9 protein-coding genes and 1 other RNA gene are annotated in these 11,626 nt (G+C 68.1%); 3 read left to right on the forward strand and 7 right to left on the reverse strand.

Annotated elements, in window-relative coordinates:
- Nucleotides 1-5: 5 nt before the first annotated feature.
- Entirely contained in the window at nt 6-368 is a 363-nt protein-coding gene (locus ACFXOO_RS06655) for an RDD family protein (RefSeq protein ID WP_378839857.1), read from the reverse strand.
- Nucleotides 369-582: 214 nt separating this feature from the next.
- On the opposite strand from ACFXOO_RS06655, the gene glnA reads away from it, so the two are divergent.
- Nucleotides 583-2,007 carry a type I glutamate--ammonia ligase gene (gene glnA, locus ACFXOO_RS06660; RefSeq protein WP_378839672.1) on the forward strand — a complete coding sequence of 475 codons (1,425 nt, stop codon included), beginning with the start codon at nt 583-585 and terminating at the stop codon, nt 2,005-2,007.
- Between the two features lie 61 nt (nt 2,008-2,068).
- Here glnA and ACFXOO_RS06665 read toward each other — a convergent pair whose 3' ends face one another.
- The 3 genes from ACFXOO_RS06665 to ACFXOO_RS06675 are packed head-to-tail and all read right to left on the reverse strand — an operon-like array spanning nt 2,069 to nt 6,698.
- A complete protein-coding gene (locus tag ACFXOO_RS06665; RefSeq protein WP_394563089.1) occupies nt 2,069-5,074 on the reverse strand; it encodes a bifunctional [glutamine synthetase] adenylyltransferase/[glutamine synthetase]-adenylyl-L-tyrosine phosphorylase in 3,006 nt (1,001 codons plus the stop codon).
- A gap of 14 nt (nt 5,075-5,088) precedes the next feature.
- Nucleotides 5,089-6,426, reverse strand: a complete 1,338-nt coding sequence (locus tag ACFXOO_RS06670) for a glutamine synthetase family protein (RefSeq protein ID WP_378839677.1) — start codon at nt 6,424-6,426, stop codon at nt 5,089-5,091.
- Between the two features lie 38 nt (nt 6,427-6,464).
- The gene (locus ACFXOO_RS06675) at nt 6,465-6,698 is read right to left on the reverse strand and encodes an SPOR domain-containing protein (protein ID WP_378839680.1); all 234 of its coding nucleotides are present in this window, start codon (nt 6,696-6,698) and stop codon (nt 6,465-6,467) included.
- A gap of 86 nt (nt 6,699-6,784) precedes the next feature.
- On the opposite strand from ACFXOO_RS06675, the gene ppgK reads away from it, so the two are divergent.
- Entirely contained in the window at nt 6,785-7,606 is an 822-nt protein-coding gene (ppgK, locus tag ACFXOO_RS06680) for a polyphosphate--glucose phosphotransferase (RefSeq protein ID WP_378839682.1), read from the forward strand.
- 5 nt (nt 7,607-7,611) lie between these two features.
- Here the strand turns inward: ppgK and rnpB are convergent.
- Nucleotides 7,612-7,972, reverse strand: an RNA gene (gene rnpB, locus ACFXOO_RS06685) — RNase P RNA component class A.
- Nucleotides 7,973-8,139: 167 nt separating this feature from the next.
- Here rnpB and ACFXOO_RS06690 point away from each other — a divergent pair.
- Entirely contained in the window at nt 8,140-8,793 is a 654-nt protein-coding gene (locus tag ACFXOO_RS06690) for an LPXTG cell wall anchor domain-containing protein (RefSeq protein ID WP_378839686.1), read from the forward strand.
- Between the two features lie 114 nt (nt 8,794-8,907).
- Here the strand turns inward: ACFXOO_RS06690 and ACFXOO_RS06695 are convergent, their stop codons facing one another.
- Both ACFXOO_RS06695 and ACFXOO_RS06700 read right to left on the reverse strand, forming a co-directional pair.
- The gene (locus ACFXOO_RS06695) at nt 8,908-10,662 is read right to left on the reverse strand and encodes a bifunctional 3'-5' exonuclease/DNA polymerase (RefSeq protein ID WP_394563090.1); all 1,755 of its coding nucleotides are present in this window, start codon (nt 10,660-10,662) and stop codon (nt 8,908-8,910) included.
- A gap of 12 nt (nt 10,663-10,674) precedes the next feature.
- A complete protein-coding gene (locus ACFXOO_RS06700; protein WP_394563092.1) occupies nt 10,675-11,406 on the reverse strand; it encodes a zinc ribbon domain-containing protein in 732 nt (243 codons plus the stop codon).
- Nucleotides 11,407-11,626 lie beyond the last annotated feature (220 nt).

An 11,626-nucleotide genomic window follows, 5' to 3' on the forward strand; every position in this document is an offset into this window, starting at 1 on the left:
CCCGATCAAGAGCGGATGAGGACGGTACCCGCCGCCTTGTCATGCAGCCCGCGGTGGTCGGCGTCCCAGATGGCCGCCGGGATCACGAGCACGAGCAGGATGCTGCGCACGATGGGCCGCCAGAGGCCGACCCACTGACCGCTGGTCGTGACGACGCGCATGCCGGTCACGCGGTGACCGGGGCTGCCCCCGATCGTGGGGACGAACAGGACCTGGACGACGATGAAGACGATGATCGGGGCGAACTGGCTCAGGCCGGCCTCCGAGGGCAGCGCAAACTGGTTGTAGCCGAAGAACGCCGTAGCGATGACGAGTGCGCACACCCAGTCGATCGCCAGGGCGCCGACTCTCCGTCCGAGCTTGGCCATGCTCCGCGAGCCCTCGCGCGGCAGTCCCAGTCGCTCACCCGGGTAGCTCGAATCAGACGCAGGATCGCTCACCTCATGAGCCTAACCCCGCCCGCGTAACACGCCGGAAACATGGGAGATACTGCGGGGCAACGCCTTCCCGGTAGGTTGCCAGAACGCCCACGTGGTGGGCGCGGCCGAATCCCGATTCCGGTGCCCTACCTCTGGAGCCTTCATGTTCAAAGATTCATCAGAGGTGCTCAAGTTCATCAAGGACGAGGACGTAAAGTTCCTCGACATCCGTTTCACGGATCTTCCTGGTGTTCAGCAGCACTTCAACATCCCCGCTTCGACTGTCGACGAAGAGTTCTTCACCGTCGGACAGCTGTTCGACGGCTCGTCGATCCGCGGCTTCGCGAACATCCACGAGTCCGACATGCAGCTCATCCCGGACGTGTCGACCGCGTACGTCGACCAGTTCCGCGAAGCAAAGACCCTCATCATGATCTTCGACATCTACAACCCGCGTAACGGCGAGATCTACCACAAGGACCCGCGCCAGGTCGCGAAGAAGGCCGAGAAGTACCTCGCGTCGACCGGAATCGCCGACACGGCGTTCTTCGCACCGGAGGCGGAGTTCTACATCTTCGACGACGTGCGGTTCGAGGTGAAGCAGAACTCGAGCTTCTACCACGTGGACTCCGAAGAGGGCGCTTGGAACAGCGGCCGCGTCGAAGAGGGCGGCAACCTCGGCAACAAGACCCCGTACAAGGGCGGGTACTTCCCCGTCAGCCCGGTCGACAAGACGGCCGATCTGCGCGACGACATCACCCTCAAGCTCATCGAGGCGGGCTTCATCCTCGAGCGCTCGCACCACGAGGTCGGCACCGGTGGTCAGCAGGAGATCAACTACCGCTTCGACACGATGGTGCACGCGGCCGACGACATCCTCAAGTTCAAGTACATCGTCAAGAACGTGTCGGAGCAGTGGGGCAAGTCCGCGACCTTCATGCCGAAGCCGCTGTTCGGCGACAACGGCTCGGGCATGCACGTGCACCAGTCGCTCTGGTCCGACGGCAAGCCGCTCTTCTACGACGAGAAGGGCTACGGCGGCCTGTCCGACACCGCTCGCTGGTACATCGGCGGCCTGCTCGCCCATGCACCCGCCGTGCTCGCATTCACGAACCCGACGATCAACTCGTACAAGCGTCTCGTCAAGGGCTACGAGGCTCCGGTCAACCTGGTCTACTCGGCCGGAAACCGCTCGGCGGCCATCCGCATCCCGATCACGGGAACGAACCCGAAGGCCAAGCGCATCGAGTTCCGTGCACCGGATGCTTCGGGCAACCCGTATCTCGCGTTCGCTGCTCAGCTGATGGCGGGCCTCGACGGGATCAAGAACCGCATCGAGCCGCATGAGCCCGTCGACAAGGACCTGTACGAGCTTCCCCCCGAGGAGGCCAAGAACATCCCGCAGGTTCCCAACTCCCTCCTCGACTCGCTCGATGCGCTCGCGGCCGACCACGAGTTCCTTTTGGCCGGCGGCGTGTTCACGCCCGAGCTGATCGAGACGTGGATCGAGTACAAGATCGAGAACGAGATCAAGCCGATCGCGGCCCGTCCGCACCCGTTCGAGTTCGAGCTCTACTACGGCGTCTGACGCCCTCTGCGAGGAAGGCCCCGGGGTGTTTCCCCGGGGCCTTCCTCGCGTCTGAGACCCGTCAGCCGTAGAACAGCTTCTCGAAGATGCGGCGCGCCCGCCGTGTCGTGGCGAAGTAGCGCTCCTCGAGGGCTGTCGCCGACCCTGGCGGATAGCCGAGGATCCGGGCGATGCCGTCGAGCTGCCAGCGATCGGTCGGGAGGACGTCGCTCGTCTTGCCCGTCCAGAGGGTGTTGGCCGAGCGCAGTCTGCTCGCGAGGTGCCACGCCTCCCCCAGTCGCTGCGCTGCGAGTGATGAGATGAGCCCGTCCGCCTCAGCGGCCTCCAGAGCGCGCAGGGTCGACGTCGTGCGCAGGCCCGGCACACGTCCGGCGTGCTCGAGCTGCATCAACTGCACGAGCCACTCGACGTCGCTCAGCGTTCCCGGCCCGAGCTTCAGGTGCCGCGCTCTGTCGACGCCCTGCGGGAGTCGCTCGTTCTCGACGCGCGCCTTGATCCTCTTGATGTCGCGAAGCCCCTGGAGATCGACCGTGGTCGGGTAACGCACCGAGTTGGCCAGCGCCGTGAAGTCCCTGATCAGATTCACGCTGCCCGCGACGCCCCGGGCCCGCAGCAAAGCCTGCGCCTCCCACGACATACTCCACCGCCGGTAGTACTCGGCGTACGCGTCGATGGACCGGGCGAGTGGTCCGCTCCGTCCTTCCGGCCGCAGATCGGCGTCCAGATCCAGCGGCAGCCGGAAATCCTCCGAGCGGCGCCGAAGCTCGGCCACGATCTCGAGCGCGAGTCTGTGGCCGCGCTCGGGTTCCATGTCCGGCGCGCGGTACACGTAAAGGATGTCGGCGTCCGACCCGAATCCCAGCTCCGCGCCGCCGAATCGGCCCATAGCGATGACGGCGAAGTCGAAATCGCCCGCGTCGTCGGGCACGCGCTCGCGGCGGATGGCGCGCAGCGTCGCCTGGATCGTCGTCTCCGTGATCGTGGTGAGAGATGCCGCGACGTCTTCGATGCTCTGCACGTCGAGCAGTCCGCCCATGGCCGTGCGGAGGATCTCACGCCGACGGATGGCCCGCACCGCCCGCACGGCGTCTTCCACGCTCTCGTGACGCGCCTGGATGGCGCGTGCCTCCTGCTGCAGCAGGACACCCCTGCGCGGCCGCAGCTGCTCCTCATCGTCGAGCCACGCGGATGCCTCGGGAATCCACTCCATCAACTCGCCGATGTACCGCGAACCCGATAGGACGGTCGTAAGACTCTCGGCCGCCGCGGAAGAATCGCGCAGCATCCGCAGAAACCACGGGGTCTCGCCGAGACGCTCACTGATGCGCCGGAACGCCAGCAGCCCGTAGTCGGGGTCGGCCCCGTCCGCGAACCACTGGATCATCACAGGCATGAGGTGACGCTGAATGGTCGCTTTCCGTGACAACCCGGTGGTCAGAGCCGCCATATGACGCAGCGCGCCCACGGGATCTCGGAACCCGATCGCAGCGAGACGGTCGTGCGCCTGCGCGGTGGACAGGGACCGCTGCGCTTCCGGCAGGGCGGCGACGGCGGAGAGCAGCGGTCGGTAGAACAGGCGGACGTGGATCTCCCGTACCTCGCGCTTGATGCCTTCCCACACCTGAGTGAGCGCTGCACCGCTCGGCGCGAGTCCGGTCGCGCGGGCGAGCACCCGCAGCCCGTCCGGCGTGTTCGGCATGAGGTGGGTGCGGCGCAGTCCCCGCAGCTGCAGACGATGCTCCATCAGGCGCAGCATCCGGTAGTCACGCTCGAACTTCGCCGCTTCGGGCCGTCCGATGTACCCCTCGCTCACCAGGGCGTCGATCGCGTCGAGCGTGCTGCGCTGACGGATGCTCGCATCGCTCAGGCCGTGGACCAGCTGCAGCAGCTGCACGGTGAACTCGATGTCACGGATGCCGCCCGGACCGAGCTTGATCTGCAGGGCGATCTGGTCTCGTGGGATGTTGTCGGTGACGCGCTCGCGCATGCGCTGCACGCTCTCGACGAAGTTCTCCCTCCCCGAGCTCGTCCACACCTTCGGCTGGACCGCGTCGACGTACGCCTGCCCCAGTTCGACGTCGCCCGCGAGTGGACGCGCCTTCAGGAGAGCCTGGAACTCCCAGCTCTTGGCCCAGCGCTCGTAATAGGCGAGGTGCGAGCTCAGCGTGCGCACGAGCGCGCCCTGCTTGCCCTCGGGGCGCAGGTTCGGATCGACCTCCCACAGCGGCGGCTCGATCTCGGTACCGGATATTCCTCGCATCGTCTGCACAGCGAGGCGGGTGGCGATGTCGATGACCCGGCTCTCACCCCAGGCCTCGGTGTCGCGCTCGGACGCACCGCCCACGAAGATCACGTCCACGTCGCTGACGTAGTTCAGCTCGCGCGCGCCCGCTTTGCCCATGCCGATGATCGCGAGCTGCGTGCCCGCCACCTGCTCGCGTGGGAAGAGCCCCCGGCCCGCGTCGCCACCCGACACGCGTGTGCGAGCAACCGCGAGAGACGCCTCCAGGGCCGCGCCCGCGGCATCCGCCAGTTTCTCCGCCACGTCCTTGACGGCCTGCACCGGGTCGTCGGAGAGAAGGTCGTACACCGCGATCGCGGCGATCAGGCGCCGGTAGCGGACCCGTAGCGCGACCCACTCGGCATCGGTACCGGCCGACGCGAACCCATCGACGACGTCCACCGCGGCGAGCATCTCGCTGAGGAGTTCCCCTTGAGAGGGAAGTCGCGAGCCCGCGTCCACGAGGTGGACGATCTCGTCGGGATGCCGCAGATAGAAGTCGCTGAAGCCGTCGGAGGCGCCCAGCAGTGCCCACACGGCGTCACGGCCGCGTTCGTGCACCAGTACGTCCCGCACCGGTCCCGCTGCCCGCCGGGCGACGCGGACGATGCCCCCCAGCGCGGCATCGGCGTCCGCCGCACGAGCGGACCCGCGGGTCAGCTCGACGAGCGGCAGGCCCACGAGTTCTTCCAGCTCGTGGAAGAGTGCATCGGCCGCCGCGAGATCGCTGAACCCCCGACGCGCGAGGTCGGTGAGGATCGTGGACCGCTCGCTGGACGAAGTCATCGCGCAGCCTCGGGCTAGAGCATCTCCAGGTTGCTCTTGAGCTCGAAGGGCGTCACCTGCGAACGGTACTCCTGCCACTCCCGACGCTTGTTGAGCAGGACGTAGTTGAACACCTGCTCGCCGAGGGTCTCCGCGACCAGCTCGGACTCCTCCATGGATTCGAGAGCGTGATCAAGGCTGGCCGGAAGCGGCGCATAGCCGAGGGCGCGGCGTTCGGAGTCGGTCAATGACCAGACATTGTCCTCGGCCTCAGGAGGCAGTTCGTAGCCCTCTTCGATGCCCTTGAGCCCTGCGGCCAGCATCAGCGCGTACGAGAGGTACGGGTTGGCGGCGGAATCCAGACCACGGTACTCGACGCGGGAAGACTGCCCCTTGTTCGGCTTGTACATCGGCACGCGCACGAGCGCCGAGCGGTTGTTGTGTCCCCAGCAGATGAAGCTCGGAGCCTCATCCCCGCCCCACAGGCGCTTGTAGGAGTTCACGAACTGATTGGTCACCGCGGCGATCTCGCTCGCGTGACGCAGCAGCCCCGCGATGAACTGCCGACCCACCCGAGAGAGCTGGTACTGACCGCCCTCTTCGTAGAACGCATTGACGTCGCCCTCGAACAGCGACATGTGGGTGTGCATCCCGCTGCCGGGCTTGCCGCTGAGCGGCTTGGGCATGAATGTCGCGTAGACGCCCTGCTCGATCGCCACCTCTTTGATCACGGTGCGGAAGGTCATGATGTTGTCGGCGGTCGCGAGAGCGTCCGCGTACCGGAGGTCGATCTCGTTCTGGCCGGGCCCGCCCTCGTGGTGGCTGAATTCGACCGAGATGCCGAGGTCTTCCAGCATCCGCACGGAGCGACGACGGAAGTCGTGCGCAGTCCCCCCGGGCACGTTGTCGAAGTAGCCGGCCGAATCCACGGGCTCCGGGCCCTCAGCACCGTAGGTGGAGGACTTCAGCAGGTAGAACTCGATCTCCGGGTGCGTGTAGAAGGTGAACCCGGCGTCAGCGGCCTTCGCGAGCGTGCGCTTGAGGACGTGACGGGGATCGGCGACCGCGGGCTGCCCGTCGGGTGTCGTGATGTCGCAGAACATGCGGGCGGTCGGGTCGATCTCACCGCGCCACGGCAGGATCTGGAACGTCGTCGGATCGGGATGGGCCAGCAGATCCGACTCGTACGACCGCGTCAGCCCCTCGATCGCGGAGCCGTCGAAACCCAGACCCTCGGCGAAGGCGCCCTCCACCTCGGCCGGTGCGATCGCCACCGACTTGAGCGTGCCGATCACATCGGTGAACCACAGCCGGACGAACTTGACGCCGCGCTCCTCGATCGTGCGCAGAACGAAATCCCGCTGCTTGTCCATCGAATCCCCTTAGGTACTGCCTGAAGCCGGAGGCCAGACTACTTGTCGTCGGTGTCGCTTTCGGTGGGAGAAGCAGATGCCCCGCCCCACCCTTCCTCCCGAGCCTCTTCATCGGCCCACGCACGCGAGCGCGCGCGCAGCAGCTCCGGCGCGTTGGCCGCTTCTTCCGCGGTATCGAAAGGACCGGCGCGGTCGACCGCGGGCGACTCGAAACCGCGCTCCACGGCGCCGGTGTCGAGGTTGTACCAGAACTTCTCGCTGTCGTTCGTCATAGCCCTCACCTTGCTTGCGGCCGGCGTCTCGGCCCCTCTCGCTCGATCCTACTGATCGGGGGCCCGACGCTGGCTAGGCTGAGCGCATGGCAACGAAGACAGCAGTGGGAATCGACATCGGCGGCACCGGCATCAAGGGAGCGCTGGTCGATCTGGAAGCAGGAACCCTGCTGAGCGACCGGGTGAAGGTCGCGACGCCGTCCGGAGCGGAGCCGCCGGACGTCCTGAAGGCCGTCGAGCAGGTGCTGTCCACCCTCGCCGTGACCGACGCAGACGTCCCCCTGGGGGTGGCCTTCCCCGCCATCGTGAAGGGCGGCCGAACCCTGTCGGCCGCGAACGTCTCGAAGAAGTGGATCGACTTCGAGGCGGAGAAGTTCTTCGAGAAGGGACTCGGTCGCGAGATCCACTTCGCGAACGACGCCGATGTCGCCGGCGTCGCCGAACTGCGCTACGGCGCGGCGAAGGGCGTCCCGGGCCTGACCATCCTCACCACGCTGGGAACGGGGATCGGGTCGGCGTTGCTCTACAACGGCGTCCTCATCCCGAACTCCGAGCTCGGCCACGTGCAGCGCGCGAAGCACGGCAAGGACGCCGAGGCGTTCGCCGCGTATTCGGCGATGGAGCGCGAAGAGCTGTCGTGGACGGACTGGGCCGAACGGCTGCAGTGGTACTACAGCTACATCGAGTTCCTGTTCAGCCCCGACCTCCTCATCGTCGGCGGAGGCGTGTCCAAGCACGCGGATGAGTTCCTGCCGCTGCTGAAGCTGAGGACGCCCATCGTCCCCGCCGTCCACCGCAACAACGCGGGGATCATCGGTGCCGCGGCCCTCGCGCTGGCGTCGGACGCACCGGAGGAGGCCAAGGCCTCGACTCCCCTCGAAGCCGAGCCCGGACACCTTCCGGGCTGAGAGGGCGAATGGGCCGGCCTGTACGCCGGGTTCTGTCCGGGGGCGTGAGCCCCGTGGACGGTCATCTCTCTCGGCGACGTGTTGCCACGCCGCTCTAGCGGCCTACCCGAGGACTCGGCGAGCCGCGTCAACATCCTCTGTCTGGCCTTGCTCCGGGCGAGGTTTGCCGTGCGGGCCGCGTCACCGCGACCCCGGTGGTCTCTTACACCACCCTTTCACCCTTACCGCGGCCGAAACCGCGGCGGTCTGCTCTCTGTGGCACTGTCTCGCGGATCACTCCGGGTGGGTGTTATCCACCGCCCTGCCCTGCGGAGCCCGGACGTTCCTCGGTGCGCTTGCGCGCCACGCGACCGTCCAGCCGACCCATTCGCACTCTGATTCTACGCGGAGCCGCCCCGCGCCCACCTCTCCCGTTAGCGCTCGGCGACACGCTCGCAGAATTACTCCGACGACATCGACGATGGTGAGCTATGCTTTGAAGACTGATGCCTGACTGGGGATGGCACAGCAACTGCCTCTGGGGGGCAATTATCATGCGCAAAATTACTGTCGCGCTCGGCATCGCCGCGCTCATCGCATTCGCAGCACCGACCGCTGCGTTCGCCGACGACTCCGCCTATCCGCCGGACGCTCCGACGACACCGAGCCTCACGGGCTCGGGAGCCGTCTCCGAGTGCCGCAACGACGTTCCGTGGATCAACTATTCCGTCGTCCTGACCGATCCGGCCGGCGTCTCCACGAGCCGCAGCGCCACACTGACGCTGAGCAACGGCTCGCAGACGACCGGACCCATCGCGCTCGGCGAGCTGGTCGACAACAAGCTGACGGGTTCGGTGCTGTGGCCCGGTGCCACCGTCGACGCTGCGGGCAACCCGACCGATTGGCCCGGCTGGTCGCTCGTCAACGGATCGTGGGTACAGGACCAGGACGAATTCGCGTGGACGCGGGGAGAGATCACCGCCACCATCAACGTGAACCCGTCGGCAGGCGTGGCGCTCTCGTATCCGCTCGCGACTCCTGACTGCGTTGCCGGGCCGACGGCGGCGACCGCCGCTGCGGCAGGCGGCACGGGCACGTTGCCCGCCACGGGTATGAGCGACTCGGTCCTGCCGATCGGCATCGCCGGCGGCGTCATCGCGCTGCTGGGCGGTGGCCTGCTGGTCACGCGCCGCCTCGTCCGCCGCTGACGGCCGGGTGACGGGTCTCGCGGCCCGTCTCCGCGCTCTTCCTCGCGACGACAGAACCCCGTCCTCTCCGGAGGTCGGGGTTCTCGTCGTGATCCGTGCGGGAACCCGACGCCGCTAGGCCTTGTCCGCGGCCTCGGCGATCCGGAGTTCGAGCGGGAAGTCCAGAGGAAAGTCCCCGAAGAGCAGGCGGGCCGCGGATGCTGCGGCCTCGCGTGCGGCGACGGCCACCTGATCGGCGAGCGCCGCGGGCGTGTGCACGATCACTTCGTCATGCAGGAAGAACGCAAGATGCGGCCGGCGCTCGAACGCGGGCCCCGACAGGGGCGCGGCATCCGTCTCGGCCACGATCGGCATCGCGGCCAGGCGCGCGCGCAGATCCGCCAGCCACGCCAGGGCCCATTCGGCCGCCGTGCCCTGAACGATGAAGTTGCGGGTGAAGCGGCCCCGATCGCGGGCGGAGCGTCGAGCGCGCGACTCCTCCAGCTCGGACGCGTCGGGAGCGCCCGCCCGGGCCTGCACGTCGCGCCATTCGGCCGAGGGTGCAGCCGCAGACCTACCGAGCCAGGTCGAGACGACTCCCCCACCGTCCCCGACGCGCGCCGCCTCGTCGACCATCGCCATCGCTCGCGGGAAGGATCGTCTGAGGCGCGGCAGCAACCGGCCGCTCTCGCCGCTCGTCGCCCCGTACATCGCCCCCAGCAGGGCGACCTTGGCCTCGGCGCGCGTGGTGACCGCGCCACGCTCGACCACACCCGCGTACAGATCCCGGCCGCGTGCCGCGTCGGCGAGGGCGAGATCGCCCGACATGGCGGCGAGCACCCTCGGCTCGAGCTGCGCGACATCGGCGATCACGAGTCGCCACCCCTCGTCGGCACGCACCGCGGCGCGCAACTGACGCGGCAGCTGCAGCGCGCCCCCGCCCGAGGAGGCCCACCGACCCGTCACGACGCCGGCCGGGACGTAGACGGGGCGAAACCGCCCGTGGTGCACCCACTCGTCCAACCACGCCCACCCGTTCGCGGAGTACAGTCGCGCCATCCTCTTGTACTCCAGGAGCGGTTCGATGACAGGATGCTCGAACTCTGCGAGCTCCCACCGGCTCGTCGACTGCGCCGGCACGCCAGCCCGATGGAGCGCTCGCAGCAGCTTCGGGTGTGAATCGAGGCTCGCACGGGGGTCGCCGAGGGCGTCGCGCACCCGCCCGGCGAGCTCCTCCATCCGCGCCGGAGGCGAGCCCGCGGCCGGTCGGGGACCGAGGGCGGCCCTCAGGAGCTCGTCGTGGGTCTCGACATCCCACGGAAGTCCTGCAGCGCGGAGCTCCTCTGCGATGAGTGCGCCCGCGGACTCCGCCGCGAGCAGCAGCCGCAGACGGCCGGGATCGGTCGAGCCCTGCACGGCCGCGCGCTGGCGTGCGAACTCGGCAGCCACGGCGGAGGGTGTGGACGGCAGGTCGTCATGCGACGAGCGCACGTCCAGATCGAACAGTGCGGGCGCGCCCACGGCCCCACCCTGACTGATGGACGCGCGCTCCCACGCCGACGCAGCCCGCAACTCCGGGGCGTCGGTGACGGCGGTCGAATCCTTGAGGATCGCGTGGCAGAGCCGCAGATCATCGCACCGGGCGACACGGACCCCGGCGGCGAGGAGCGGCGGGTACCAGACGGTGGTGTCATTCCACACCCATCGCGGACCCCACCTCGTCTCGGCGTCCGACACCCACTCCGAGACGTCGTCGGGTCCGAGGACGACCTCGGACTCCGGCATCCCCCGCCCATCGCGCAGCTCGGCGACGACCGCATCGCCTGCGCGGCTCAGGACGACCCAGCGCGGGGGCTCAGGACCGTCCGACGAAACGTTCGACGTCGTCATCGTCGCCTGCGGTCACAGACCGGACTCCTCGGTCCGCACGAGGATGCATCCGCACTCGGGGCACGTGACGACCGTGTCGGCGGGCGTCTGGCGGATGCGCTGCACGTCGGTTCCCGAGAGCACCATGTTGCATCCTCCGCACGTCCCCCGGGTCAGGAGCCCCGCGCCCACCCCTCGTGCCGCGAGTCGCTCATAGAACGCCACGAGATCGTCCGGGATGGTCCCCGTGATCGCCGCGCGGTCGCGCGTGCGCTCCTCGAACCGGGCGTTCGCCTCGGCGACGACACGCTTCGCCTCTGCGCTGAGCGTCGCCCCCTCGGCGTTGGTGTCGGCGATCGCGGCCTCCTGGCCGGCCACGGCGGCATCGGCCTGTTCCAGACGCTCCATGACTTCGAGCTCGGCATCCTCCAGGTCGCTCTTACGACGCGCCAGTGACGCGATCTCGCTCTCGAGCCCCTGGGCTTCCTTCGGGTTGCTGCTGGTCGCGAGGCGTCCGGCATCACGCGTGCTGCGGGCGTCGACCATCGCGACATCGGACTCGATGCGGCTGAGCTCTGTGCGGAGATCGTCTCGGGCGCCCAGCCGAGCGGACAGCTCGTGCGAAAGCTCCTGGCGGCGCGCGGTGAGCTCCTGGATGCGGGCGGCCTGCGGCGGGTTCCTGCGAGCGTGGTCGGCGTGTCGCAGTGAGATGTCGAGGTCCGCGAGATCGAGCAGGCGCCGCTGGTCGGCAGGACTGGAGTTCATGTGGGCCCTGCCGGGATCGAACCGACGACATCCACGGTGTAAAGCGACCGATACTCCGCTGGCCCTGTTTCGTACGCTACATACTTCGCCTGAGTCTACCCGTTTTTGCGGTTTGTCAGCTTGGCGGCGCCTCGAACTAGCGTTCGTCCCCGCCAGACCGAGCGTGTCGGTATCGGATCTAATGACGTGGGAGGACTTCTCTCGCGATCGGCTTTGCTGA

The sequence above is a fragment of the Microbacterium sp. P03 genome, assembly GCF_043556235.1.
In the GTDB taxonomy this organism is placed as follows: domain Bacteria; phylum Actinomycetota; class Actinomycetes; order Actinomycetales; family Microbacteriaceae; genus Microbacterium.